Source organism: Rhodoferax antarcticus ANT.BR (assembly GCF_001938565.1).
Classification (GTDB): Bacteria; Pseudomonadota; Gammaproteobacteria; order Burkholderiales; family Burkholderiaceae_C; genus Rhodoferax; species Rhodoferax antarcticus.
Map to the genome: position 1 here is coordinate 1,019,594 of NZ_MSYM01000013.1, position 26,209 is coordinate 1,045,802.

Annotated in this window: 26 protein-coding genes and 2 pseudogenes; 12 read left to right on the plus strand and 16 right to left on the minus strand. The window is 58.3% G+C overall.

Features of this window, described 5'->3' with window-relative positions:
- Positions 1-63: 63 nt before the first annotated feature.
- Positions 64-981 (minus strand): Ppx/GppA family phosphatase, encoded by a 918-nt coding sequence (locus BLL52_RS13590; RefSeq protein ID WP_075587116.1) that lies wholly within the window; start codon positions 979-981, stop codon positions 64-66.
- A gap of 115 nt (positions 982-1,096) precedes the next feature.
- Positions 1,097-1,381, minus strand: a complete 285-nt coding sequence (locus tag BLL52_RS13595; RefSeq protein ID WP_075587275.1) for a hypothetical protein — start codon at positions 1,379-1,381, stop codon at positions 1,097-1,099.
- A 237-nt stretch (positions 1,382-1,618) separates the two neighbouring features.
- On the opposite strand from BLL52_RS13595, the gene pstS reads away from it, so the two are divergent.
- The 7 genes from pstS to phoR all read left to right on the plus strand — a co-directional run bounded on the left by pstS (position 1,619) and on the right by phoR (position 8,243).
- Positions 1,619-2,668, plus strand: coding sequence for a phosphate ABC transporter substrate-binding protein PstS (gene pstS / locus BLL52_RS13600; protein WP_075587276.1), 1,050 nt, complete (start codon positions 1,619-1,621; stop codon positions 2,666-2,668).
- Between the two features lie 107 nt (positions 2,669-2,775).
- Positions 2,776-3,741: a phosphate ABC transporter permease subunit PstC gene (gene pstC, locus BLL52_RS13605; RefSeq protein WP_075587117.1), complete on the plus strand. Its 966-nt coding sequence runs from the start codon at positions 2,776-2,778 to the stop codon at positions 3,739-3,741.
- A complete protein-coding gene (pstA, locus tag BLL52_RS13610; protein WP_075587118.1) occupies positions 3,738-4,622 on the plus strand; it encodes a phosphate ABC transporter permease PstA in 885 nt (294 codons plus the stop codon). The genes pstC and pstA overlap by 4 nt, the downstream gene beginning before the upstream one ends.
- A gap of 37 nt (positions 4,623-4,659) precedes the next feature.
- Positions 4,660-5,439: a phosphate ABC transporter ATP-binding protein PstB gene (gene pstB / locus BLL52_RS13615; RefSeq protein WP_075587119.1), complete on the plus strand. Its 780-nt coding sequence runs from the start codon at positions 4,660-4,662 to the stop codon at positions 5,437-5,439.
- A 19-nt stretch (positions 5,440-5,458) separates the two neighbouring features.
- Positions 5,459-6,160 (plus strand): phosphate signaling complex protein PhoU, encoded by a 702-nt coding sequence (phoU, locus tag BLL52_RS13620; RefSeq protein ID WP_075587120.1) that lies wholly within the window; start codon positions 5,459-5,461, stop codon positions 6,158-6,160.
- Entirely contained in the window at positions 6,157-6,879 is a 723-nt protein-coding gene (gene phoB / locus BLL52_RS13625; protein ID WP_075587121.1) for a phosphate regulon transcriptional regulator PhoB, read from the plus strand. The genes phoU and phoB overlap by 4 nt, the downstream gene beginning before the upstream one ends.
- 23 nt (positions 6,880-6,902) lie before the next feature.
- The gene (gene phoR, locus BLL52_RS13630) at positions 6,903-8,243 is read left to right on the plus strand and encodes a phosphate regulon sensor histidine kinase PhoR (protein ID WP_075587122.1); all 1,341 of its coding nucleotides are present in this window, start codon (positions 6,903-6,905) and stop codon (positions 8,241-8,243) included.
- On the opposite strand, the gene BLL52_RS13635 is transcribed toward phoR, so the two are convergent.
- From BLL52_RS13635 to trxA, 4 genes are all read right to left on the minus strand, one after another.
- Entirely contained in the window at positions 8,237-9,943 is a 1,707-nt protein-coding gene (locus BLL52_RS13635) for a hypothetical protein (protein ID WP_075587123.1), read from the minus strand. The genes phoR and BLL52_RS13635 overlap by 7 nt on opposite strands.
- A 91-nt stretch (positions 9,944-10,034) precedes the next feature.
- The gene (locus BLL52_RS13640; RefSeq protein WP_075587124.1) at positions 10,035-10,292 is read right to left on the minus strand and encodes a type B 50S ribosomal protein L31; all 258 of its coding nucleotides are present in this window, start codon (positions 10,290-10,292) and stop codon (positions 10,035-10,037) included.
- Between the two features lie 112 nt (positions 10,293-10,404).
- A complete protein-coding gene (gene rho / locus BLL52_RS13645; RefSeq protein ID WP_075587125.1) occupies positions 10,405-11,670 on the minus strand; it encodes a transcription termination factor Rho in 1,266 nt (421 codons plus the stop codon).
- 205 nt (positions 11,671-11,875) lie between these two features.
- Positions 11,876-12,208 carry a thioredoxin TrxA gene (trxA, locus tag BLL52_RS13650; RefSeq protein ID WP_075587126.1) on the minus strand — a complete coding sequence of 111 codons (333 nt, stop codon included), beginning with the start codon at positions 12,206-12,208 and terminating at the stop codon, positions 11,876-11,878.
- A 77-nt stretch (positions 12,209-12,285) separates the two neighbouring features.
- Between trxA and BLL52_RS13655 the strand changes: the two genes are divergently transcribed.
- On the plus strand, positions 12,286-13,539 hold the full coding sequence (locus tag BLL52_RS13655; RefSeq protein ID WP_075587127.1) for a TIGR03862 family flavoprotein: 1,254 nt from the start codon (positions 12,286-12,288) through the stop codon (positions 13,537-13,539).
- Positions 13,540-13,679: 140 nt separating this feature from the next.
- Here BLL52_RS13655 and BLL52_RS13660 read toward each other — a convergent pair whose 3' ends face one another.
- The 8 genes and pseudogenes from BLL52_RS13660 to BLL52_RS13685 all read right to left on the minus strand — a co-directional run bounded on the left by BLL52_RS13660 (position 13,680) and on the right by BLL52_RS13685 (position 18,573).
- Positions 13,680-14,618, minus strand: coding sequence for a hypothetical protein (locus BLL52_RS13660; protein ID WP_139313388.1), 939 nt, complete (start codon positions 14,616-14,618; stop codon positions 13,680-13,682).
- A 139-nt stretch (positions 14,619-14,757) separates the two neighbouring features.
- Positions 14,758-15,021: a type IIL restriction-modification enzyme MmeI gene (locus BLL52_RS21475; protein WP_241839150.1), complete on the minus strand. Its 264-nt coding sequence runs from the start codon at positions 15,019-15,021 to the stop codon at positions 14,758-14,760.
- 60 nt (positions 15,022-15,081) lie between these two features.
- A complete protein-coding gene (locus BLL52_RS21480) occupies positions 15,082-15,810 on the minus strand; it encodes a type IIL restriction-modification enzyme MmeI (RefSeq protein ID WP_241839151.1) in 729 nt (242 codons plus the stop codon).
- A gap of 30 nt (positions 15,811-15,840) precedes the next feature.
- Positions 15,841-15,933: pseudogene (locus tag BLL52_RS21865) on the minus strand (DNA methyltransferase); the annotation flags it as partial.
- A 233-nt stretch (positions 15,934-16,166) separates the two neighbouring features.
- Positions 16,167-16,781: pseudogene (locus BLL52_RS21870) on the minus strand (DNA methyltransferase); the annotation flags it as partial.
- Positions 16,715-17,398: a type IIL restriction-modification enzyme MmeI gene (locus BLL52_RS21875; RefSeq protein WP_075587130.1), complete on the minus strand. Its 684-nt coding sequence runs from the start codon at positions 17,396-17,398 to the stop codon at positions 16,715-16,717. The gene BLL52_RS21875 and the pseudogene BLL52_RS21870, both read right to left, overlap by 67 nt.
- Position 17,399: 1 nt before the next feature.
- Entirely contained in the window at positions 17,400-17,714 is a 315-nt protein-coding gene (locus BLL52_RS21490; protein ID WP_075587131.1) for a type IIL restriction-modification enzyme MmeI, read from the minus strand.
- Between the two features lie 88 nt (positions 17,715-17,802).
- Positions 17,803-18,573 (minus strand): 3-hydroxybutyrate dehydrogenase, encoded by a 771-nt coding sequence (locus BLL52_RS13685; protein ID WP_075587132.1) that lies wholly within the window; start codon positions 18,571-18,573, stop codon positions 17,803-17,805.
- A gap of 101 nt (positions 18,574-18,674) precedes the next feature.
- Between BLL52_RS13685 and BLL52_RS13690 the strand changes: the two genes are divergently transcribed.
- The 4 genes from BLL52_RS13690 (at position 18,675) to BLL52_RS13705 (ending at position 24,723) form a co-directional block, all read left to right on the plus strand.
- On the plus strand, positions 18,675-19,571 hold the full coding sequence (locus BLL52_RS13690; RefSeq protein WP_075587277.1) for an alpha/beta fold hydrolase: 897 nt from the start codon (positions 18,675-18,677) through the stop codon (positions 19,569-19,571).
- 33 nt (positions 19,572-19,604) lie between these two features.
- The gene (locus BLL52_RS13695; protein WP_075587133.1) at positions 19,605-21,854 is read left to right on the plus strand and encodes a RelA/SpoT family protein; all 2,250 of its coding nucleotides are present in this window, start codon (positions 19,605-19,607) and stop codon (positions 21,852-21,854) included.
- 91 nt (positions 21,855-21,945) lie between these two features.
- Positions 21,946-23,388: an exodeoxyribonuclease I gene (gene sbcB, locus BLL52_RS13700; protein WP_075587134.1), complete on the plus strand. Its 1,443-nt coding sequence runs from the start codon at positions 21,946-21,948 to the stop codon at positions 23,386-23,388.
- A gap of 39 nt (positions 23,389-23,427) precedes the next feature.
- A complete protein-coding gene (locus BLL52_RS13705; RefSeq protein ID WP_075587135.1) occupies positions 23,428-24,723 on the plus strand; it encodes an acetyl-CoA hydrolase/transferase family protein in 1,296 nt (431 codons plus the stop codon).
- 67 nt (positions 24,724-24,790) lie between these two features.
- Here BLL52_RS13705 and BLL52_RS13710 read toward each other — a convergent pair whose 3' ends face one another.
- Positions 24,791-25,084, minus strand: a complete 294-nt coding sequence (locus tag BLL52_RS13710; RefSeq protein ID WP_075587136.1) for a hypothetical protein — start codon at positions 25,082-25,084, stop codon at positions 24,791-24,793.
- Between the two features lie 444 nt (positions 25,085-25,528).
- A complete protein-coding gene (upp, locus tag BLL52_RS13715; RefSeq protein ID WP_083633941.1) occupies positions 25,529-26,170 on the minus strand; it encodes a uracil phosphoribosyltransferase in 642 nt (213 codons plus the stop codon).
- Positions 26,171-26,209: the final 39 nt, after the last annotated feature.

Consider the following 26,209-nt stretch of genomic DNA (forward strand, 5'->3'; position numbering starts at 1 on the left):
AAAGCCCGGCTCTGGTCGGGCTTTTTTTATGGGCGCTTTGCGCTTGATGCGGGCGGACCGCACTCAGGCGGTGTCGCGCATCAGGTTCATCAGCAGACCATGGCGTAAACCCCCTTGTGCCTGCTCAAGCCGGGTTATGTTGAGCAGCGCAAACAGCGCGCGCAGCACACTCAAGCCGCCGCCAATGATGGCTTTGCGGTCCTCGCGCAGTCCCATCATGCTGAGCTGACCGGCACTGTGCGCCAGCAGTAGCTTGGCCAGCAGCCAGTCCAGCCCACCTTGGCTGAGGTGTCCCGCTGGCCACCCAGCGGCGGCCAAAACGTCGACAACGGCATTCACCGTGCCCGCCGAGCCGTAGGCCACATCCCACTGGTGCGGTGCACAAAATGCGCAGGCCGGGGTCAGTACCGCCCTGGCAGCTTCTTCGGCCGTAGCAAAGGCGGCTGCGGTCAAGTCGCCTTTAGGAAAATACAACATGGACCAGATAACGCTGCCCACTGGGTAAGACGCCATCTGCTGTATGCGGGCACCGTTGCCGACAATCAATTCGGTAGAGCGCCCGCCAATATCTATGACTAGGCGGCGCTCATGGGCGTCAGGCAGCGCTTGCACCACGCCCTGGTAGATCAGGCGGGCCTCTTCGTCCCCAGAAATGGTTTCGATCCGGAATCCCAGCAGTTCGCTGGCTTGGTTAAGAAATTCAGCGCGGTTGCTGGCTTCGCGCAGGGTTTGTGTGGCTACCGCGCTGACAGCCTGCGGGGAAAATGCGCGCAACCGTTCACCGAATCGCGCCATGCAGTCCCAACCTTTGCGCATGGCCTGGGGCGTCAACCGCGACTGATTGTCCAGCCCGCTGCCCAGGCGCACGGTTTCTTTCAGATAATCCGAGCGGGCAAACTGGCCAGCCGCCGCCTGAACGATTTCAAGGCGAAAACTGTTGGAGCCCAAATCCACCGCTGCCAGGCGTGATCCATCTTGCATGTTGATTTTTTAAGTCGTTTCAGGCTGCCAGCATAGCATCCGAAACAACTGCGCTGCGGACTGCCGCGGCTTGACGTGCAGGGGTCAGCGCTGATCCGCACCAATCCGCACTGAGTCAGGCTTTTGCAGGCGGCTGGGGTGGGGTGTTGGCTGCGTTGAATTCCTGGACAAAGGTGCTGGAGTCGATCAGGCGTAGTTTGCTGGCGTAGTGCCTGTCCAGCCGCCACTCGTCGAGTATTTCCAGAGCCAGCTTAAAGCGTTTGTCATCGAGTTTGTACAGTTGGGCCACCGAGATGCTGGTTTCACTCTCAAGCGCCAACACCAGTGCGGTAATGATTTGTGCTGCTGGCTCGCCAGGGTTGGCTTCGATGAGTTTGCGGGCTTTCTTGATGGCGAGCATGTCAATTTCCAATGGCTATGGTTAATGCAGATGTCCAAACGCGTTGGCAATCGCTATAGGTTAGCTCAGCAGGGGCGGAATTTTGATGACGATGGCGTGACAGACACATGAAGTATCCAAAACGCCAGACACGAATGTCTGTTATGTCACAGTATTGACACATTGATGTCTTAAATTCACTGTTGTGCAGGACGCACATCCTGAGTTTCACTCTCAACTTTTATAGGATCTTTCATGATGACAAATGCATTCAAGTCCGTTTTGGCAACCTCAACTTTGGCCTTTTTTGGCGCTCTGTCGGTCTCCAGCCTGGCCAATGCCCAGGAAATCACTGGCGCAGGCGCCAGCTTTCCAGCACCTCTGTACTCCAAGTGGGCGGCTGACTACAACAAGGCCACCGGTGTCAAGGTGAACTACCAGTCGGTGGGCTCGGGCGCTGGCATCAAGCAGATTGATTCCAAAACAGTGGATTTCGGCGCGTCCGACATGCCCCAGACAGATGAAGTGCTGCAAAAAAAGGGTCAGTTCCAGTTCCCTACCGTGATCGGTGGCACGGTGCCGGTGATCAACATCAAAGGGATTGCACCAGGGCAAATGAAGCTTGACGGTCAGGTTCTTGGTGATATTTACCTAGGCAAGATCACCAAGTGGAATGACGCCGCCATCAAGGCGCTGAATCCTGGCCTGGCGCTGCCAGATGCTGACATTGCCCCGGTGCGCCGCGCTGACGGCTCTGGTACCACTTTCAACTTCACCAACTATCTGAGCAGTGTCCACCCCGAGTGGAAAACCAAGGTGGGCGAAGGCACCGCGGTGAACTGGCCAGTGGGTGCAGGTGGCAAAGGCAATGAAGGCGTGGCCTCGTTCGTCAACCGCCTGCCCAATTCAATTGGCTACGTGGAATATTCCTACGTCAAGCAAAACAAAATGACTTACGTCATGATGAAAAACAAGGACGGTTCTTTTGTTGAGCCCAGCGAAGAGGCTTTCAAGGCTGCTGCTGCCGGTGCTGACTGGAACAAAACTTTCTACCAGTTGATCGTCAATCAGCCTGGCAAGGGCACTTGGCCCATTTCTACGGCGACCTTTATCCTGATGCACAACGTGCAGGATAAACCCGCCAACGCCACCGAAGCCTTCAAGTTTTTTGCCTGGGCGTTTAAGAACGGCGACAAAGCTGCTGGTGATCTGGACTATGTTGCACTGCCTGATTCAGTGGTTGCCACCATCGAAAAGGGTTGGGCCAATGTCAAGGATGCTTCCGGCAAGCCGGTTGCTTTGAAGTAATGTGTGGTTGGGCCTGGGTTTGCCGGAAGAAGGAGAATTAAAACGTGGCAGCTACACTTTCGCCAAAGGCACCCTCAGGCCCAACACCAACTGCGGTTTCGCGTGACATGATCAAACCTCCACCGATGAAACAGGCGCGGTCTGGCCCATTGGCCGACCGCATCTTTGGCTGGCTGGCTCAAGGGTCAGCCTGGTTGACTTTGGGCACGCTGCTGGCCATTTTGGTGTCGCTAACCATCAGTGCCTGGCCAGCCATCCAGAAATACGGACTCGGCTTTTTGACTTCTACCACCTGGGATCCGGTCAAAGAGGATTTTGGTGGCCTGGTGATGATTTATGGCACGTTGATGACCTCATTCATCGCGCTGTTGATTGCCGTACCGATCAGTTTTGGTATTGCACTGTTTTTGACCGAGTTGTCACCTGCATGGCTGAAACGGCCCTTGGGAACAGCTATCGAGTTGCTGGCGGCCATTCCGTCCATCGTTTACGGCATGTGGGGTTTGCTGGTCTTTGGCCCGATTCTGGCCACTTACGTGCAGCAGCCGCTACAAAAAATGTTCAAGGGCGTGCCCTACCTGGAAGCGCTGTTTTCTGGTCCACCTGTCGGCATCGGCATTTTGTCCGCGGGCATTATTTTGGCGATCATGATTATTCCGTTCATCGCGGCCGTGATGCGCGATGTGTTTGAGGTGACGCCGACTTTGCTGAAGGAATCCGCTTACGGGCTAGGGGCCACCACGTGGGAAGTGGTTTCCACGGTGGTGCTGCCTTACACCAAAGCGGGTGTGGTTGGCGGCATCATGTTGGGCTTGGGGCGCGCCATTGGGGAAACCATGGCGGTGACGTTTGTGATTGGTAATTTCAACCAGCTTGACTCGCTGAGTCTGTTTCAGGCGGCCAACAGCATCACCTCCGCGCTGGCCAACGAATTTGCCGAGGCCGGTGAAGGGCTACACCAGGCATCACTGATGTACCTGGGTCTTATCCTGTTTTTCATCACCTTTGTGGTGTTGTCGCTGTCCAAGTTGTTGCTCTCCCAACTGCGCAAAAGCGAAGGAGCTAAAACATGACCACCGGTGAAGAACTTTTGCAGGCTCAAGAACTCACGCAAATGCGTGCCAGTCTCTATGCCAAACGCAAGACGGTCAATATCGTCGCGCTGGTGTTGTCGCTCTCGGCCATGGCCTTTGGCTTGTTCTGGTTGTTCTGGATTTTGTATGAGACCGTGCGGTTGGGCACCGCCGGGCTGACCATCGCCACTTTGACGCAGATGACCCCAGGGCCCAATGATGAGGGTGGCCTGCTCAACGCGATTTACGGCTCTTTCCTGATGGTGATGTTGGCGACGTTTGTCGGCACGCCCATCGGGGTGATGGCGGGCATCTATCTTGCCGAGTTCAAGACCAAAGGCTGGCTCGCCAATACCACGCGGTTTGTCAACGATATTTTGTTGTCTGCGCCATCGATTGTGATTGGACTGTTTGTTTATTCTGTGGTGGTGTCCCGATTTAAATCGTTTTCGGGCTATGCCGGCATCCTGGCGTTGGCGCTGATCGTGATCCCCGTGGTGATCCGCACCACCGAAAACATGTTGCAGTTGGTACCGCCGGGCCTGCGTGAAGCGGCTTACGCCCTGGGTGCACCCAAGTGGAAGGTGATTTTGAGCATCACCATGCGAGCGGCTCGAGCCGGGGTGGTGACCGGCGTGCTGCTGGCAGTAGCGCGGATTGCGGGTGAGACAGCACCGTTACTGTTTACCGCCCTGAGTAACCAGTTCTGGACTTCCAATCTGAGCGGACCTATCGCCAGCTTGCCGGTTACCATCTTTAAATTCGCTATGAGCCCGTATGAAAACTGGCAGCAACTGGCTTGGGCCGGTGTGTTTTTGATCACTCTTGCGGTGCTGGGGCTGAATATTCTGGCGCGGGTGTTAACGCGCCAAAAGATCTAGGCTCGCTAATAAACTCTATCCATAAGGCTTGCAAACCATGCTGACCGACACTGAAAAAGTATCCCCTGTCAAGATCGCGGTGAAAAACCTTGATTTTTACTATGGCAAATTTCATGCGCTCAAAAATATCAACCTGGATATTCCTGAAAAGAAAGTCACGGCTTTTATCGGTCCGTCGGGCTGTGGCAAGTCCACACTGTTGCGGGTTTTTAACCGTATGTTTGAGTTGTATCCCGAGCAGCGCGCCCAAGGCGAAGTCGTGCTGGATGGCGAGAACCTGCTGACCAGCAAACAAGACGTGGCTTTGCTGCGTGCCAAGGTTGGCATGGTGTTTCAAAAACCGACGCCGTTTCCGATGTCTATCTTTGACAACATTGCTTTTGGCGTCAAACTCTTTGAAAAACTCAGCGCAACCGATATGGAAGAGCGGGTGGAGTGGGCCTTGCGCAAATCGGCACTTTGGAATGAAGTCAAGGACAAGCTCAAGCAAAGCGGCTCCAGCCTGTCTGGCGGTCAGCAGCAGCGGCTATGTATTGCGCGCGGTGTGGCCATCAAGCCGGAAGTCATTTTGCTGGACGAACCGTGCTCTGCGCTGGACCCGATCTCAACCGCCAAGGTGGAAGAATTGATCGTTGAACTCAAACAGGATTACACCGTGGTCATCGTCACCCACAACATGCAGCAGGCAGCGCGCTGCAGCGACTACACCGCTTATATGTATTTGGGCGACCTGATGGAGTTTGGTGCCACCGAGCAAATTTTCTTCAAGCCGAACCGGCAGGAAACTGAAGACTACATCACCGGCCGGTTTGGCTAGTCACCTTTGAGGTAAACCCATGTCTGATAAACACTTGTCTTCCCAATTTGACAGCGAATTGGGTTCCGTTTCTTCGCGTGTCATGGAGTTGGGTGGTCTGGTGGAGTCGCAAATCCGACAGGCCATCTACGCCCTGTCAGAGTTCAGCGTCGAAGCCGCCAATCAGGTCACCGCTTCCGAGGCCAAAGTCAATGCGATGGAAATCGAAATTGACCGCGAACTCTCCAGCATCATTGCCCGGCGCCAACCCACCGCCCGCGATCTGCGCTTGCTTATCGCCATCTCCAAGGCCACCGCCAATCTGGAACGGGTGGGTGATGAAGCCGAAAAAATCGCCCGCATGGTCTTGTCCATCATTGGTACTGGCGCGCCGCGCGCTTTGCCATCGCTGGAGCTCAGGGTGGCTGCCGATCTGGCATCGGGCTTGCTGCGCAAGGCATTGGATGCTTTCGCCCGACTCGACACCGCCGCAGCGCTGGCTATCCTGAAGGAAGATGACCTGATCGACAAAGAGTTCGACGGTTTTGTGCGCAAGCTGATCACCTACATGATGGAAGATCCGCGCATGATCTCCCCCAGCCTTGACTTGCTGTTTCTGGCCAAGGCCATCGAGCGCATTGGCGACCATGCCAAAAACATTGCCGAGTTGATCATCTACATTGTCAAGGGTGCTGATGTGCGGCATTCGCCTTTGGACCAGATCGAGCTGGTGGTGAAATGAGGCGAGTGCCCGCGGTTCTGATCGTAGAGGACGAGCCTGCGATTGCTGAGTTGATCTCGGTGAATTTACGTCACAGCGGTTTTCGGCCCATATGGGCGATGGATAGCTTAACCGCCCAGGCTGAGCTGGATGCGGTTCTACCAGACGTGATATTGCTGGACTGGATGCTGCCAGGCGAGTCTGGGCTTGTCCTGGCCAAGCGCTGGCGGGCACATCCGCGAACCAAAAGTATCCCGATCATCATGCTTACCGCGCGCGGCGACGAGTCTGACCGGGTGGCCGGGCTGGACGCTGGCGCAGACGATTACATCAGCAAGCCTTTTTCGACCAAGGAACTGCTGGCACGCATTCGCGCGGTGTTGCGCCGGCGTGCCCCAGAGCAGGAGCCCACGCTGGTGATCATGGGGCAGCTCAGCCTGGATGCTGCGACCTACCGGGTCGCGTTTGATGATCAGCCAGTGAAGCTGGGCCCCACCGAGTTTAAGTTGCTGCACTATTTGATGACCCATGCCGAGCGCGTGCACAGCCGCTCGCAGCTGTTGGATCAGGTCTGGGGCGACCATGTGTTCATTGAAGAACGCACAGTTGATGTGCATGTCAAGCGCCTGCGTGAAGCCCTGGGCGAGCGCGCTGCGGTCATGCTTGAGACCGTGCGCGGCGCCGGATACCGCATCACGACACAGACGCAAGGAGTGGTGAGTGTTTCGCCAGCGGCATAGCCTTTAAGACACCATCGCGCCTGATGTTTTTGCGAATTGTCAGTTTTTTGGTCGTCCAGTTGCTGGGGGCAGGCCTAGGACTGTGGTTGGGACTGTCCTGGACTGACCGCTACGTGGATGCGCTGTGGGGGGCTTTGCTGGCAGCCACTCTTTGGTTTGTACTGGACAGTGTGCGTGCCGGGCGTGCCTTGGCTTGGCTGATACCCGAAAGGCCCCCGCTGTTGCCGCTGAAATCCGGCGTCTGGGGCGAAGCACTGGAGCGCACGCAACGCTTGTTACGCAACAAAGACAACCTCATCAATGACAGTAACACCCGTCTGCAGGATTTTCTGTTGGCGTTGCAGGCCTCTCCCAACGGGGTCATTTTGCTGGATGGTGAGAGCCGTATCGAGTGGTGCAACCATACCGCCGCAACCCACTTTGGTCTGGACGCAGTGCGTGACTTGGCGCAAGTTGTTGGCAATCTGGTACGTGACCCGGGATTTGTCTCCTATCTCGCCGTAAAACAGTTTGACCGGGAACTGCTGATGTCTGGGCGCGAGAGCACGGCAACGCGCCCGGTTCGCCTGTCGGTGCAGCTTTACCCCTATGGTGGTGGCCGCAAGTTGCTGCTGTCCCGGGACGTGACGGCCGTGGAGCAGGCTGAGGCCATGCGGCGCGATTTTGTCGCCAATGTTTCGCACGAAATTCGCACACCCCTAACGGTGTTGAGCGGTTTTGTGGAAACCCTGCAGACTCTGGAACTTGAGCCGTTGGAGCGAGACAGTTACCTCGACCTGATGGCTCAGCAGGGGCGGCGCATGCAAAGCCTGGTGGATGATTTGCTGACGCTCTCCAAACTCGAAGGCAGCCCCAGCCCGGGGGTGGATGTTTGGAGCTCAGTACTCACCCTGATGCGGCAACTGGCACAGGACGCCCATTCGCTGACGCGTGTGATCAACATTGACGGCAAAGCTTTACATGACCTGAAGTTTGAATGTCTTTTTCAGGGCGAGATCGCAGGGGTGGCGGCTGAGCTGCACAGTGCGATGGGTAATTTGGTGAGCAACGCTATTCGCTACACCCCACCAGGGGGTCAAATTTGGGTTAGTTTCAAGCGTTTGCCAGGCGGTCAGGCTACTTTTGAAGTGCTTGACTCCGGCGCCGGCATTGCACCGGAGCACTTACCTCGCCTGACCGAGCGCTTTTACCGGGTTGATCGCAGCCGCTCGCGTGAAACAGGTGGCACTGGTTTGGGATTGGCGATTGTTAAGCATGTCGCGCAGCGCCATGGAGGCTATTTGACCGTTGAGAGCCGGCTGGGCAAAGGCTCCAGTTTTCGGATCACCTTTCCGGCAGAGCGCTTGCGAGAAGCAGCTTACTGAGCCTGCCGCTCGAAGATATACACTTTTTCGTCGCGGTCTGCTGGGTGCCGGATAGTTGCTCGCAACAGCCAGGGTTTACCGGATACAAAGCCCGCAGTGGTTCGGGGATCTTCACCGTCAGCGATCAGCCACGGGCAATTGGCGCCTGTTTCTGAGGGTCTGAGCGGCAGCTGCCCGTGAAACTTGAAGGCGGCCATCTGACTGCGGCTCAGCCCCAGTGTGGAAACACAGACCGGATTGGCGGGCAAAACGGTGGCTGCCTGCTGCACCAATGGGGCATAACTGCGCACAAAGTCCAGCAGCGGCAGCCATAGGGTCATGAGCAGCAGCCAGCACAATGCTGCCCCGCCAGCCGGTAAAACCACACTTTTCCAAAGTGTTGCGCGGTGCCGGCCTACACGCCATTTGACCAGCCAAGCCCATGTCAGGCTTGCGCCTGCTGCTATTAAAAAAGGTATAAATGAAAAGCTGTGAACAAAGCCGGGAGCAAGCCTCGCGACGTTCATGGCGGGCTGCGCTGGAACCCCGGTTTGCATCGAGATCCACACCACCCAGATGATCACCGCGCAGCCGCTGAAAAAGATCAGCGTGAACCAGTCAATCAAAGCGCCCACGCTTCGCTCCAGCGTGGGCAGTGCGAAGGCCGCCAGCGCCGCCAGTGTCGGCAACGCTAGCAACAAGGAGCGCTGCGCCGAACTGGTGGTGAGGGTTGCTGCAACCGCCACCAGTACAAACCACAGCGGCAGCCACAGATGTCGGCTGCTCAGACGTGCGCCCAGCAACTGATGCCGCCAGCGCCAAAGTGTCCAGATAGCCAGCGGCCAGGCTGGCCAGGCAAACCACAGGAAAAGACGCCCCAAGCTTTGCCAGTCGGCCCAATTTGCCTTGGGTAGCTGAATGCGCCACTGCCAGAGATTCAGCCATGTGGCAAGCGTCGCGCAGAGCAGGGTGATGCCCAGCAAGCCAGCAGCCCGGCGTTTTTGGCGCTGTGGCTCAGCTGACTCCGAACCGGATTCCAGCAGGTAAATGGCGGCGCAGCCTGTGCCCAGAGCCATGGCCAGGCTTGGGGCGCCAGAGAGTGTCAGACCCACCAGGCCGGTGACAGCAGCCAAGCCGGGGGTGTAGGTGCGGTAAGGTAGCGCCGCTGTGGCATAGAAGAGTAGTGCTGTGAAAGACAACTGCGCTAGCGCTGGTGTAGTCTCATGACCCAATTGGGCCAGCCCCAGGCAGGCGATAAGCGCCAGCAAGCCACCGTCAGCGATGGCGCGCGCGTAGTCAGTCGGCTGGGCCTCACCACCGAAGGCAAACGCCACTGGCTGAGCCAGTGGGCTACGGGCCAGGTAGTAAACCCCATACCATGTGGCCACCAGCGTCGTCATCAGCATGAGCATGAAGGGCAAGCGCGCCGCCCAGTCGGCACTCAGCCAGGTCGGAGCAGCTTGTATGGCCCAGGCGCCTAGCCAGTAGGGCAGCAGGGCGTCGACATCTGGGCTGCGTCCACCCAATGTTGGGCGCCACCAATCGGCCGTGCCACGGGCCAGTTCCAGCATGTAGCCCAGGGCGGTGATGTCCTCGCGCTTCCACGGGCCGCGCCCGAGAAAACCCGGCAGCACATAAGCGGCACAAAACAGCCACAGTGCCAGCCGCGGCAAGCGCCGCACAGCGCCTTGTGCCACGATGGCTGGGGTGGGCTGGTTCATGGCTTAAGACGGGCGCAGGGTGCGGTCATTGCGCACAAGAAAAAGGCAGCTCGGAATAACCCGGCTGCCTTTGGCAGAGCGCTAAAAGTGCTTACTTGGCGGCAGTTTTGCCGAAGCGGTTGCGGAAGCGCTCGACGCGCCCACCCATGTTGTCCACAGACTTTTGTGTGCCGGTGTAGAAGGGGTGCGACTCGCTGGAGGTGTCGAGCTTGTACAAGGGCAGTTCACGGCCGTCTTCCAAGGTGATCTTTTCTTTGGCGCTGACACAAGAGCGGGTGACGAATTTAAAGCCGTTGGACAAGTCCTGGAAGCAGACTTCGCGGTAATTGGGGTGAATGCCTTTTTTCATGTGATCTCCATCAGTTGCGTTAGCCGCGTCAGCCCTTGCACAAACCCGATGTGCAATTCAAAGCCGCTCGTACTTATCGCGAAAAGCCTCAGATTATAAACCAGCCAAATGATTAGCCGCCACGACGCATCATGTCGAAAAACTCGCTGTTGTTCTTGGTGGCCTTCATTTGTTTTAAGACCATTTCCATGGACTCTATTTCGTCCATGTTGTATAAAAACTGACGCAGGATGCGGGTTTTTTGCAGAATTTCCGGTTGCAGCAGCAACTCTTCGCGGCGCGTGCCACTGCGGTTGAGTTGGATCGACGGGAACACGCGCTTTTCATACAGGCGGCGGTCCAAGTGGATTTCCGAGTTGCCCGTACCCTTGAATTCTTCAAAAATCACTTCGTCCATGCGGCTGCCGGTGTCAATCAGCGCGGTGGCGATGATGGTCAGCGAGCCGCCTTCTTCCACATTGCGCGCGGCACCCAGGAAGCGCTTGGGGCGTTGCAGCGCGTTGGAATCCACACCGCCGGTCAGCACCTTGCCACTGGACGGCACCACGTTGTTGTAAGCGCGGGCCAGTCGGGTGATGGAATCCAGCAGAATCACCACGTCTTTTTTCAGCTCGACCAGACGTTTGGCGCGTTCGATCACCATCTCGGCCACATGCACATGGCGTGCAGCGGGTTCGTCAAAAGTCGAGGCGATCACCTCGCCTTTGACGGTACGCTGCATCTCAGTCACTTCCTCGGGGCGCTCATCCACCAGCAGCACCATCATGTGAATATCAGGATAGTTGGCCGAAATGGCGTGGGCAATGTGCTGCATCATCACCGTTTTTCCGCTCTTGGGCGGTGCCACCAGCAGGGCGCGCTGGCCTTTGCCGATGGGCGCAATGATGTCGATGATGCGCCCGGTGATGTTTTCTTCGGTCTTCAAGCCATCCTGCTCCAAGCGCATTTGCACCTTGGGAAACAGCGGCGTCAGGTTTTCAAACATCACCTTGTGTTTGTTTTCCTCGGGGCCGCCGCCGTTGACCTTTTCCAGCTTGTTCAAGGCAAAGTAGCGCTCGCCGTCTTTCGGCGTGCGCACTTCGCCTTCAATCATGTCGCCGGTGTGCAGGTTAAAGCGGCGCACCTGGCTGGGGCTGATGTAGATGTCATCGGTGCTGGCGGTGTAGCTGGTGTCGGGGCTGCGCAGGAAACCAAAACCGTCGGGCAGAATTTCGAGCACGCCGTCGGCAAAAATCTGCTCACCCGCACGGGCGCGCTTTTTGATGATGGCAAACATCAGCTCCTGTTTGCGCATGCGCCCAGTGTTTTCAATCTCAAGATCTTCAGCTTGCTTGAGGACTTCTGACACGTGCAGTGCCTTGAGTTCATTTAAATGCATGGAATGACGCTGTAAGGGAGGGGAGGTGCAAAAACGGGGGAGGGTTGGCGGCTGGACTTGGTGTGTTGAAGTCGCATGAGCCTCTGCCGCAGACTTTGCGTAACCCTTGTTGGGGGTAGGCAAGTCGATGAATTATGACAGGAAAAATCCCTGCTTTGGCGCGCCGGGTGCGCGCAGGCCCGCTGGGCCTGCCTTCACAAAAACATCAAACCAGTTGCTGGTCGATGAAAGCGGTGAGTTGTGACTTGCTCAGGGCGCCAACCTTGGTGGCGGCAAGTTGGCCGTTCTTGAACAGCATCAGCGTCGGAATGCCGCGGATACCAAACTTGGCGGGAATGTCGCGGTTCTCGTCGACATTCATTTTGGCGATCCGCACTTTGCCTTCATAAGCGATCGATACTTCGTCCAAAATCGGCGCGATCATTTTGCAGGGACCGCACCACTCAGCCCAATAGTCCACCAGCACTGGGAGGGTGGATTGCAGGACATCGTTTTCGAACGACGCGTCAGACACATGTTTGATCAGTTCACTGGCCATGTTTTTTCCTCTTGAATATAAAAAGTAGCGTTTGTTGAAATTGTGACAGAAATCATTTTTAGAAAGTTATTAGAAAGATGAAGCATGCAATCGTGGTGGGCGCGGGGCCAGCTGGCCTGATGGCTGCCAGTGTTTTAGCGCGCAATAGCGTGGCTGTGAGTGTCTATGACGCCATGCCCAGCGTAGGGCGCAAGTTTTTACTGGCGGGCAAAGGCGGGCTGAATCTGACCCATTCGGAGCCAGCCGACCGGTTTGCAGCACGCTACGGCGAGCGGCGGAACCAGCTGGAGGCCATCTTCAACACCCTGGATGCGAGCGGCATACGCGCCTGGGCGCTGGCGCTGGGTATTGAAACCTATGTTGGCAGCTCCGGGCGGGTGTTCCCGGTGGATATGAAGGCTGCGCCTCTGTTGCGCGCCTGGCTGCACCAGCTTCGCCATCCGCAAAGTGGCTCTGCCGTGCAATTTCTCATGCGCCATCGCTGGACCGGATGGCGCACCGATGGTGTGGATGCCACCCACCTGCAGTTTGAGACCCCAGAAGGCCCCAAAAACGTGCAGGCCGATGCCGTGGTGTTGGCCCTGGGCGGTGGCAGCTGGGCGCGCCTGGGTTCCAACGGCGCCTGGGTGCCCTGGTTGCGTGACAAAGGTGTGGCGGTGGCACCGCTGCTGCCCGCCAATTGCGGCTTTGACGTGCAAGGCGGCTGGAGCAGCTACTTTGCCAGCCGCTTTGCCGGGCAGCCGTTCAAGTCGGTGGCGATCAAGCTGACCACCGCCAACGGGGTGAGCTTTCAGCGCCGCGGCGAGTTTGTGGCCACCGAGACCGGTGTCGAGGGCAGTCTGATCTACGCTGTCGCGCACCTGCTGCGCGACGACATCATCGCCCGGGGCGAGGTGACGTTTGCACTGGACTTGTTGCCGGACCGCTCCGCCGAGTGGGTGCTGGCCGAGGTGTCGCACCCACGCGGTGCGCGCTCGCTCTCAAGCCACCTGAAAAGCCGGTTGCACATTGATGGCATCAAGGCGGCGATTTTGCATGAGCGTCTATCCAAAGAGCAGATGCATGACCCTGCGCAGTTGGCCACTGCCATCAAGGCCTTGCCGGTGACATTGCAGGCCACGCGACCCATCGACGAGGCCATCAGCACCGCTGGCGGCGTGCTGTTTGAAGCCATGAACCCGCAACTCATGCTGCAGGCGCTACCGGGTGTCTTTTGCGCCGGTGAGATGCTCGACTGGGAGGCCCCCACCGGCGGCTACCTGCTCACCGCCTGCCTGGCCAGTGGTGCTCATGCGGGGCAGGGTGTGCTTGAGTATTTACAAGTAAAATAGCCTTCTAGCCCTTATGTCATAAGCGCCAATAGCTATATTATTTGTAGCTATTGGCGAACCTTCGACTTATTGCGCTACGCAGCCGCCATCCATATTCCAGGCTGCGCCGCGTGCGCCGTTGTTGATCAACCAGGACGACATCACGGTGACGAGTCTGCCCGCTGGGCGTGAGCTGGCTTGCACGGTACGGTGACAAGATCACAGGGCAACAAGCGAACTTCAATGGCTTGCGGCGCAACGCTGGCCGACCAGGCTTGGCGCAAGCAGGCCACCAGACGGCGACCGGCCCCCTCGCAGGCATCACGGTCTTCCTCGTGTAACAGGAAAAAATCGTTTTTCAGATTTGGGTCTGGTATGAGCGTCCAGCCGCGTTTTACAAAAGTCATCCACGTCTCAAACGCATCCCGCGTCCGGCCATCGGGGAGAAGTCGGGTTGGCCAACTTCCGCCATGCTGACCGTTTATGAAGTAACACTCGTCGCCCACAAAACCAAATTCCAGAAGGCTACCGGGCGGCAACACAGGCACCAGAGGAAGCCTTGACAGGTGTTGCAGCGCAGGCCGTAGCGGCTCGAACTGATGCCAACCCGCGGGCTGAAGCTCATAGACCTGCAAGTCGAGATCGGCCGCCTCAACCTCGCGCCACATGGCAAACAGGTCAGCCTCGTACTGAGCACGTTCAAAGTGCAGCTCCAGCCCTCTGCCACACCGGGGCATGTCGGGGTGGATGTGAATGTCGTATTTTTCCCAGTCCAGATACCAGACGATCAGGTCAGCGCCGGGGTGCGACACATAGACACATTCGTTGATCTCAGCGTCCGGGCCATACCCACAACTGGAGGTCAGCACGTCATACCCACCTGGCGTTTTGGCGCTATACAGCAGTTGCACCAAGTCAAGTACCACCTCGGTGTCCGCAGGTGCCAGCCAGGGCATGCTTGGCAAAAAGCGGATGATTTGCTCGTTGCCCACATCGGGTTGCTTGGCATCGGTGTACATCAACAGCTCCCGGTCGAGCTTCCAGCCCAAGCGCGTAGGCAGGGGTACCGGGTCAGGTGCGGGTGTAGTGGTAGCTGGCATGGTCAATTGGCTTGGAATCAGAAGACTGCAGGTCTGTGTTCAGCAGGGCCAATGCTATGCTTTAAAAAGCATGCTGTCTTTTAAAAATATGGGCTAGAGCATATTTTCATTCCTGACTTTAGCCTCAGTCGGCTCCTTGTTAGCGATCCCGCGGGCGGCGTTTTGGCTTATCGGTGGGTAGCCGGCTGGTGAGTTTCTGGTACATCTCGAAAAGGAAGGCCACGCGCTCGGCGTCGCTTTTATAGTTTTTTTTGCCACCACTGGCCTCGTAGACCTTGTCCACGGCGGCGTCGAGTTTCTGGTGCGCCTTGAGCAACTCGGGCGGCATGGTCAGGGGGTCATACAAATCCGCCAGTGTGGCAGGCTGCGGCCCGGACTGGAACTGGGCGCGGGCATCGAGCACGGCTTGCGCTGCAGTTTCAATAGCTGCTTGCGCTTTATCTATATGGGCTAGAGGCTGATTTTACTCTGAACTTTGTGCTAGATCGGGCCAGGGGAAGTTGTTGTAGACGATGGTGTTGGAGTAGCGGTAGTCGCTTTTCAGACGACCGCAGGTAAAACGCATCCATGCGTTGTGCATGGTGCATGACAGGATGCCAAAGTGGAAAAGGGTGGCGTCAGGCAAGCTGTAAACCAGATTGCTGACGATGACTTCTGCACTGATGAAGCCAATGGGCACGTAAGTTCGCCGTTCGGATGACACGCTGGGAACCAGCAGGTAGTCGCTTTGCGGCTGTCGTAATTCCGCAAACAAAGCGGGTACTTTCGCGTTTTCACGCGTCGCCACCTTTGAACTCGCTGCTCGCATAGCTTTGACAGCTTGCACGCGTCGCACGACTTCTGGCAATTGCCGAAGCTCGCTGGGCGGACAATCGACGAGCCACAAGCACCAACGCGCTGTCCCATTGATAAATTCGTCGGCACCCAAGAATGGTCGAACCCACTTTTCGGCTTTTGGTTCAATGACGATGAGGCGGTTTTTATCCTCATCGGACAAAACCAAATTGCCTGCATCGGTTGGCTTGCTGCCATTTACCAACTCGATAACCTCACAAATCGGTGTTCGACGCTTACTGAGCGCCACATTTGGCGCATCGACCAAATAAGGGTTGATATTGGCTACCGCAACCGCGTGTGGGGCACCTCGGATGTCGTCGTATTCAAAAATGACTTTGTCTGGTCGGTCTTGCAAGCCAAAGCCGATGATGACGCAATGGACAGCGGCGTTGCCCAAGGCTTCGTTGCTCCAGCTGAATGTGCGGTGCGCAAAGTGGATGTGCACACCCTGCGCCAGCAGCCAACCCCACAACCCCACAACACGCCTACCTGTTCACCTTGGGTGATGCTGTTGGTCGAGACAAAGGCGCACCGGCCTTGGCTGTCTGGCAGAGCCAACTCCTGAGGTGTGGGTGGTGCGGATGTCGGGGGCGATTTCAAAAAGCGAAGCGTATGAGCCCCCGGCATCTGCGCCGCCCGCGCCGGTGCGGCCACATGCAAATACTTCGCCGCTTTCACATACCAAGCTGCAACATAGTCTAGGTCTCCTGCGCCATTGATCCCGTGCATCACCAGTTCAAGGTCCGTCTTTTGGCCTTTGGACTGGTAGGACTTGCCCAAAAACGGCGGATTCCCCAGCACAAAGCTACACCGCTGCGCTGGCAACACCTCATTCCAATCCAACGTGAGCGCATTACCATGCACAACATGCGGCGTGGTCTTGAGGGGAATACGCGCAAAGTACAGGCCAAACTCCTCACTCACCCGTAGGTTCATCTGGTGGTCCATCAGCCACAAGGCTACCTGCGCAATCTGCGCCGCAAACTCTTCAATCTCGATACCGTAAAACTGATCGACGTTGACACCAATCAGGCTGTGCACGTCCAGCGTCTGCTGGCCCGAGGTGTCACTGGCGCGCAGCACGGCCAACTCCAGCTCGCGTAACTCGCGGTAACTGATCACCAGAAAATTGCCACACCCGCAGGCCGGGTCAAAAAATGTCAGCGTGCGCAGCTTCTTGTGAAACTCAAATAGCTTGTTCTTGTTGCCCTTGACCTTCTCAAATTCTGCCCACAGCTCATCCAGAAACAGCGGCTTGATCAGCTTGAGAATGTTTTCCTCAGACGTGTAGTGCGCGCCCAGGTTGCGGCGGGCCTTGTCGTCCATGATGCTCTGGAACAGGCAGCCGAAAATAGCCGGGCTGATGGCTGACCAGTCCAGCGCGCAGGCATCCAGCAGGGCTTCGCGCATGGCCGTGGTGAAGTCGGCCATCGGCAAGGGTTCTTCAAACAGCTTGCCGTTGATGTAGGGAAAGCCGCCACCTGTTCGTCTAGCGCCTGGCTGCGCTTGTTGGCTGCGTTGCCAACGCCTGCGGCACCGTCGGGCGTGTTGAGCGTTTGGAAAAGCTGCGCCATGCGCGAGCCCAGGTCTGAGCCGTCGTGCGCGGTGCGCTCTTCAATGAATGTTCGCAGCGCCTGCGCGGGCTGGAAGATGCCGGTGTCGTCGGCAAACAGGCAAAACAGCAGGCGCACCAGCAGCACTTCCAGCGCGTGGCCACTGTAGCCGCTGGCCTTGAGCGCGTCGTGTAACTTGCCCATGCGTTCGGCGGCTTTGATGTTGACCGGGTTTTGCGGCTGGATGGTCTGCACCTTGTAACCCGCTACAAAACCAAACAGTTTGATGTGTTTGTGCAGGTCTTTCAGGGTGAACTCAACGGTCTCGCCGGTGGACAGGTGGTGCACCCGAAACCGGGCAAAGTCGCAGACGATGACGATTTGCGGCAAGTCACGCTCGGCAATGCCCGGGAAAGTACGACAGCGCCTGCGTCAGCGCAGCGTCCAAATTTTTGCCGCGCGACTTTTGTTCGACCAGCAGCATGCCGGGCCAGAAGAGGTCGACAAAACCGTCGGTTCTGGCGTGTTGGCCGGGCAGCTTTTTAACCGCATGCTCGAAGGTGGCGACACGTTTGTTGGTGATGCCAAAGATTTCAAAGAAATCAAGCCAGAACGGCTTGCCCTGGCTGTCTTCATTGGCCGTGTCAGCCCAGGTGCGGCTGAACGCATGCGCGCGGGACTTAATTTCGTTCCAGGAGAGGGGCACAGAATTTTATTAACAAAATATGGCTCTAGCCCTTATGCAATATGCGCTAGAAGCTATCTTAAAGATAGCTTCTAGGCACACCTTCAGCTTACTGCGCCACCCAGCCGCCATCCATGTTCCAGGCCACGCCGCGCACGTTGTTGCCGGCTGGCGAACAGAAAAACACCGCCAGCGCACCCAGCTCTTCGGGCGTGGTGAACTGCATCGACGGCTCTTTTTCGCCCAGAATCGCTTTGATGGCGTCGTCGTTGGACACGCCCAGCGCAGCAGCCTTGGCATCCACCTGTTTTTGCACCAGCGGGGTCAGCACCCAGCCCGGGCAGATGGCGTTGCAGGTGACACCGGTGGTGGCGTTTTCCAGCGCCGTCACTTTGGTCAGGCCCACTACACCGTGTTTGGCCGCCACGTAAGCTGACTTTTCTGCCGAGGCAACCAGCCCGTGGACAGAGGCCACGTTGATGATGCGGCCCCAGCCTGCGGCCTGCATGGCGGGCAACGCCAGGCGGGTGGCGTGGAAGGCGCTGCTTAAATTGATGGCCATGATGGCGTCCCAGCGCTCAGGTGCAAAGTTCTCGATGCGTGACACATGCTGGATACCCGCGTTATTGACCAAAATATCCACCCGGCCAAACTGCGCTGCGGCATAGGTCAGCATGTCAGCGATCTCAGCGGGTTTGCTCATATCGGCGCCGTGGTAGGCCACCTGCGCGCCCAGTGCGGCCACCTCGGCTTTGGGGCCGTCCACATCGCCAAAACCGTTCAGCACGATGTTGGCCCCTTGTGCCGCCAGGGCCTTGGCTAGCCCCAAACCAATGCCGCTGGTGGAGCCGGTGACAAGCGCTGTTTTACCTTTGAGCATAAGGTGTTTCTCCGAAAAAGAATTGATGGGTTGGCGTGCGCAAAAGCGGGGCGGCTGGCCGGTTTGAATTAGGATGCAGACATTATCCAGTGATGCCCACCATGCCCGATCCCACTCTTGAATTTGTTCACTGTACCGATGCCCACGGCGGCCATCGCATGGCCTATTGGCACTGGGGCAACCCGGCTAGCCGTCATGTGGTGCTGTGTGTGCACGGCCTGACGCGCCAAGGGCGCGACTTTGACACGCTGGCGCAAGCCTTGTGTGACAAGGCGGGTGGTGACATCCGGGTGGTGTGCCCAGACGTGGCCGGTCGCGGCCAAAGCGACTGGCTAAAAGATCCGCAGGGCTACCAGATTCCGTTTTACGCGGCCGACATGCTGGCGCTGCTGGCACATTTGCAGCCCACCACACTGGACTGGGTCGGCACCAGCATGGGTGGACTGATTGGTTTGGTGGTGGCGGGCCAGCCCGAGCTGCCAGCGTTTGCCAAAGTGCGCCGACTGGTGCTCAACGACGTGGGGCCGGTGATTGAATGGCAGGCGTTACAACGCATTGGCGAGTACCTGGGAAAAGTGCCGGTGTTTGATACCGAGCAGCAGGCCGCAGACGCCCTGTGGGCCATTGCCAGCAGCTTCGGCCCACATACGCCAGAGCAGTGGCTGGCACTTACACGCCCGCAAGTCAAGCCGTTGGACGACGATTCCGGGCGGCTCACCCTGCGTTACGACCCGGCGCTGGCTGAGCCGTTCAAAGCGGTCACGGCCGAGTCTGCTGCGCAAGGTGAGGCGATGTTGTGGCAGGCCTACGACCAGATCACCGCGCAGACACTGCTGGTACGCGGTAGCGACTCCGATTTGTTGTCGGTGGCTACGGCGCAGGCCATGACGCAGCGCGGCCCGAAGGCACAACTGGTGGAATTTGCCGGTGTCGGCCATGCGCCCACCTTTGTCGCCCACGATCAGGTGGATGCGGTAATGTCTTTTCTTTTGGGTTGATCCCGGCACTTAGAGCAAGGCCAGACGTTTTTCATGAAAATTTCAGTTTCCGAGGTGGCACCCATCAAGGCGGCAAAATCCGTGCTGCCGGTGGTGGCCGCTATAGCCGAAAGCTTGCCCGAGCAGCCGCTGGCGTTGACACGCGCCCGCGCATTTGCCGAGCCGTTGCTGTCCTGCGAAACCCTGGATACCGGTGAAAACACGCTATCCCATGCAGATGCGGTGGCGGTCATCCTGAAAGGCATTGGCGGCTCTGATGCCATGCAGGCGGCGTGTTACCTGGTGTATACCTGCGCCTATCTGAACAAGCCCCAAGAAGTGATCACCAAAGCGTTTGGCGAGAACTTTGCCGCGCTGGCGCTGGAGACCACCAAGCTGGTGCGCGTGCAGACCCAGGCGCGCCAGGCCAAGGCCGCCAAAGCCGCCAAGGCCACCGTTGCCACCGATACCCCGGCGGCGCAACAAGCCGCCGCCGTGCAGACCGAAAACGTGCGCAAGATGTTGCTGGCCTTCTCGCGCGACCTGCGGGTGGTCATGTTGCGACTGGCCTCGCGCCTGCAGACCCTGCGTTTTTTTGCTGCCACCAAACTACCCGTGCCCGATGGCATTGCGGCCGAATCCCTGCAGGTGTTTGCGCCGCTGGCCAACCGGCTGGGCATCTGGGAAATCAAGTGGGAGATGGAAGATCTGGCCTTTCGCTTTCTCGAGCCCGACACCTACAAGGAAGTGGCCCGGTTGATCGATAAAAAGCGTATCGCGCGTGAGGCGACGGTAGAGGGTATGCGCAGCCAGTTGGAGCAGAACTTGCGGGCCAACGGCATGCACGCCAAGGTGTCGGGGCGACCCAAACACATCTACAGCATTGTCAAAAAGATGCGCGGCAAGTCGCTGGACTTCGAGAAGGTGTATGACTTGCGCGCGCTGCGCATTCTGGTGGCCAGTGTGCCCGAGTGCTACGGCGCCCTGAGCTGGGTGCACGACCATTACACCCCCATCAGCGAGGAGTTTGACGACTACATCGCCAAACCGAAGGTCAACGGCTACCAGTCTTTGCACACCGTGGTGCGCGATGACGCCGGCTTGGCGATCGAGATCCAGATCCGCACCCAAGCCATGCACGACCATGCCGAGAACGGCGTGGCTGCCCACTGGGCCTACAAAGAGGCTGGCGCCAAGGGCTATGCCGGTGTGTCGGCCACCGGGAGCTACGACGCCAAGATTGCCGTGTTGCGCCAGCTACTGGCGTGGGAGCGCGATTTGTCGGGCGTGCAACCGGAAAACCTGCTGGACGACCGCATCTACGTGCTGACGCCGGACGCCGCCATTGTTGAGCTGCCGCAAGGCGCGACCGCGGTGGACTTTGCCTACACCGTGCACACCGACCTCGGCCACCGCTGCCGGGGCGCGCGGGTCGACGGCGCCATGGTGCCCCTCAATACACCTTTGAAAAACGGCCAGACGGTCGAAATCTCTGCGGCCAAAGAGGGCGGCCCGTCGCGTGACTGGCTCAATACCGAGCTGGGCTACTTGGCCAGCCACCGCGCCCGCACCAAAGTGCGTGCCTGGTTCAACGCGCTGGCGCTCAATGAAACCATCGCCAAAGGCCGCGAAACGGTTGAAAAGCTGCTGCAGCGTGAAGGCAAAACCGCTGTCAAGCTCGACGATCTGGCGGTGCAACTGGGTTTTACCAATGCCTCCGCGCTGTTTGAAGATGTTGGCAAGGATGAGTTTTCGCTGCGCAGCATTGAGCAGGTGCTGCGCCCACCCGAAGCCCCGCAGCTTGACACCAACGCGCCACTGATGCGCAAACCGCGCTCGGGGGACAACCCGACCAAGGGTGGGCTGCTGGTGGTGGGCGTGGATTCGCTCATGACGCAAATGGCCAAATGCTGCAAACCAGCCCCGCCGGATGCGATTTGCGGCTTTGTCACCCGCGGTAAAGGTGTCAGCGTGCACCGCAAGGATTGCAGCAACCTGAAAGAAATGGTGGCCAAAAATGGCGAACGGCTGATCGAGGTGGAGTGGGGTGTGGCGCAGGCCGTGTCGGGCTCGGTTTATCCGGTGGATGTGGCCGTGCAGGCACATGACCGCCAGGGCCTGCTGCGCGATATCTCTGAGGTGTTTACCAAAGAAAAGATGAACGTGATTGGCGTGCAGACGCAGTCCATCAAGGGCACGGCGTGGATGACCTTTACCGTGGAGGTATCGGACTCGGGCCGCCTGCACAAGGTGTTGGGCCTGGTGGCCGAGCTGCCGGGGGTGAACTCTGCGCGGCGCAAGTAGAGCGGTCATTTTCATATAAAAAACATGCTCTAGCCCTTATAAATAAAGCGCTGATAGCTCTTAAAATCATAGAAGACTTCAACCCATAAGCATGCCACACACTTTTCTCTGGCACGACTACGAAACCTTTGGCGCCAACACCCGCAGCACCCGCCCGGCACAGTTTGCCGCTATCCGAACCGACGCCGATCTGAATGAGCTGGGCGAGCCAGTGATGCTGTACTGCCAGCCTGCCAACGACTTTTTGCCAGAGCCTGAGGCCTGCCTGATCACCGGCATTACCCCGCAGGAATGTCTGGCAAAGGGCATCCCGGAATACCAGTTTGCCGCGCAGATCGAGCAGTTGCTGGCTTGGCCCGCTACCGTGGGCGTGGGCTACAACAGCATCCGTTTTGACGACGAGATCACCCGCTTCATGTTCTGGCGCAGCCTGATCGACCCTTACGCCCGGGAGTGGCAAAACGACTGCGGCCGCTGGGACATGTTGGACGTGGTGCGCACTGCCTATGCGCTGCGGCCTGACGGCATCGCCTGGCCGACCAAGCCCGATGGCAAACCCAGTTTCAAACTCACCGACCTGACCGCTGCCAACGGCCTGGCGCACGAGTCCGCGCACGACGCGCTGAGCGACGTGCGCGCCACCATCGCCCTGGCACGCCTGGTCAAAACCGCGCAGCCCCGCCTGTTTGACTTCTGCTTTGGGCTGCACAAAAAAGACCGGGTGCTGGCGGAGCTGGGCTTGCCCGCAACCCAAGCCAATGCCCGGCCGTTTTGGCATATTTCGGGCATGTTCGCCCCCGAGCGCGGTTGCCTGGCGCTGATGTGGCCGCTGGCCATGCACCCGGGCAATAAAAACGAGCTGCTGGCCTGGGATTTGTCACAAGACCCGGGTGAGCTGGCCAGCCTGAACGCTGCGCAGATCAAGCAGCGCTTATTCACCCGAACCGCCAATCTGCCTGAAGGCATGGCGCGCCTGCCCATCAAATCCGTGCATTTGAATAAATCACCCATGGTGATGAGCAACCTGAAAGTGCTCAGCGAGCCCATGGCGCAGCGCTGGGGCATCAACGTGCAGGCGCAAATGCAACATGCGGCCACGGCCCGTGACCTGGCGGACATGAGCGCCATCTGGGCCGAGGTTTTCAAGCGTGACGCTTATGGCCCGGTGGACGTGGACGAAGACCTGTACGGCGGCTTCATCGGCAACGCCGACCGCCGCCGCCTCAACGATCTGCGCCAAAGCAGCCCGGAGCAGCTTGCCAAAGCACGCCCGGCGTTTGATGACGCCCGTTTGAGCGAATTGCTTTGGCGCTACCGTGCCCGCAACTTCCCGCCAAGCCTGACAGCCGAAGAACAAGCCCGCTGGGACACCCACCGCGCCGCGCGCTTGCTGGTGGGTGAGGGCGGCGCGCTGACAGTTACAACCTTGTTCGACCAGCTCGACACACTGGCTGAGACGGCTGACGCGCGTGGTGAAGACGTTTTGAGCGCGTTGTATGACTACGCGGAAATGATTGCGCCTCAGGCAGACTGAACGGCACTCGCGACACGCATTTTTTTAAGGAAAAGCAGCATGTCAGTACAAGAAGCCTACGCACAGAAAAAAATGACCGCCAGCGATGCGATGCGCCTGATCAAAGACGGTGATGAGATCGTGGTGCCCACGGGTGTGGGCGAGCCGCCCGCCTTGCTCACGGCGTTGTCTGAGCAGCGCCGCAGCTTTAAGGGTGTCAAGGTAGCGCAAATTCTGGCCATTCGCAAGTATGCTTACCTGGACCCCGAGACGGTGGACAACATTCGCCACGTCGCGCTGTTTTATGGTGCGGCGACCCGCACCGGCGGGCAAGAGGGCTGGATTGACTTTTTGCCCAACTATTTCTCGGAAATTCCGTGCCTGATCCGGCGCGGCCTGATGCCCGCTGACGTGGTATTCAGCATGGCCTCGCCCATGGACGCGCACGGCTACTTTTCGATCAGCCTGGGTGCCGACTACACCATGGCCGCAGTCGCCCGGGCCCGCGCCGTGCTGCTGGAAGTCAACCCGAACGTGCCGTTTGCTTATGGCAACTGCCATGTGCATATTTCACAAGTGGCTGGTCTCGTTGAGAGCGACGAGCCGGTGATGGAAGTAGGCTTGCCCAGCATCGGCCCGGTGCAGGAAGCCATTGGCAAGTATGTGGCCGAGCTGATTGACGATGGCGCCACGCTGCAAATTGGCTACGGCGGCATCCCGGATGCGGTGGTGATGCAGCTCACCACCAAGCATGACCTGGGCATCCACACCGAGATGATTGGCGACGGCATCCTTACCCTGCTGGAGGCCGGTGCGGTGACCAACCGGCGCAAAAACTACTTGCCGGGCAAGATGGTGGCCACCTTTGCACTGGGCTCTAAAAAGCTTTACACGTTCATGGACCGTAACCCGGCGCTGGAAATTCACCCGGTGGATTACACCAACTCGCCCACGCTGGCGGGCCAAAACGACAACCTAGTCGCCATCAACGCCACGCTGCAAATTGATCTGCTGGGCCAGTGCGGGTCGGAGAGCCTGGGGCACGTGCTGCATTCGGGCACTGGTGGCCAGGCGGACTTTGTGCGCGCCGCCAACCTGTCCCGTGGCGGCAAGGCCTTCATCGTGCTGCCGTCTACCGCCAAACATGTCACCATTTCACGCATCGTGCCGGTGCTTTCGCCAGGCACCCATGTGAGTACCAGCAAAAACGACGTCAACTATGTGGTGACCGAGTACGGCGTGGCGCAGTTGCGTGGCAAGTCGGCCAAACAACGTGCGCTTGAACTGATCAGCATTGCCCACCCCAAGTTTCGCGCGGAGCTTGCCGAGCAGGCCCGCGTGATGAAGTTGATGTGAAACCCGGTTTCAGGCCAAAGCGTCAACCCGCCGGATGGCTGCAGGCCCGGGCGGGTTAAAAACTGGGTCAACCACCTTCAGACGACGTGTGCGCGGGCTTTTGGGGCTTGCTCTCGACATAGGTCCAAAAGTTGTCGCTCACCTGGTATTGTGGGTAAGCCGCCTTGTGTTGCTCGGCCAGATGGTAAAGGGCCATCATCACATCGGTTTGAAAGCCGCGCCGGGTGCCTTCACGCGTACCGTGCAGCAGGCCTTCCATGTACGGCACGAAGCTGGCAAGCCCCCAATACGCTTTGATTTTTTCGCCGATGTGGGGAAATGTCTGGTTCAAGACCTTGAATTGCGGGTTGTTGTCAAGCATGGTTGAAATTCTCCGGTAGAGGCTGCATCTGTCATTTCATTCAAAACTTTGAAAGCTGGTAAATGTATAGCTGCCAGCCCTTTTTTGTAAGAGGCTTGAGGTCAATTTTGTTGGTAAATCGCGCAGATCAATGCTAGCTCAGGGTGGGGTCAGCCTGGATCAGGCTGATCCTTGAACCGGCTTTGGTATGCAAGGCGCTGGAACTGCCAACAGCCTTGGCGAGTGCGTTGTCATGGGTGGCGCAGCGGCATCAAGGGGGAGGCCCAGCGGGCCGGAGGACAGCCGCGTAGCTACCCATGGCAGCGCGCCCGTTAGCAAACCATTAAACACCTGACATTTGGCCCCGAAGCTCGCAGCCGGTCAGCACTGGTATCTAAGATAATACAAAATAAATAGCTACCCGCGCTTATAACGTAAGGGCTAGAGGGCTAAAACGCTTGTAACTTACTGCGTGCCAAAAATCCGGTCGCCCGCATCACCAAGGCCCGGCAAGATATAGCCGTGGTCGTTAAGTTGGCGGTCGATGGCGGCGGTGAAAATCTGCACATCCGGGTGCGCCGCACGCAGCGCTTTCACGCCTTCGGGGCAGGTCAGCAGGCAGACAAACTTGATCGAACGGGGGCTCAAAGCCTTGATGCGGGTGATGGCGGCAATGGCCGAGTGGCCGGTGGCCAACATCGGGTCGACTACGATCACGTCGCGCTCGGGCATGTCCTTGGGCATCTTGAAGTAGTACTCCACCGCCTGCAGCGTGGCCGGGTCGCGGTACAGGCCAACGTGGCCTACGCGTGCGCCGGGTACCACGGCCAGAAAGCCGTCGAGCAGCCCGTTGCCCGCGCGCAGGATGGAGGCCAGTGCCAGCTTCTTGCCGTCAATCATCGTGGCAGTCATGGTTTCCAGCGGGGTCTCAATCTCCACCTCTTGGGTGGGCATGTCGCGCGTCACTTCGTAGGCCATCAGCATCGCCAGCTCATTGAGCAGCGTGCGAAAACTGGTGGTGCTGGCAGTTTTGCAGCGCATCAAGGTCAGCTTGTGCTGCACCAGCGGGTGGTCAATGACATGGACCATGGGATCATTTGTGTTCATGAGAATGCTTCAAAAATATGAGTAAGGTGTTCAGGCTGA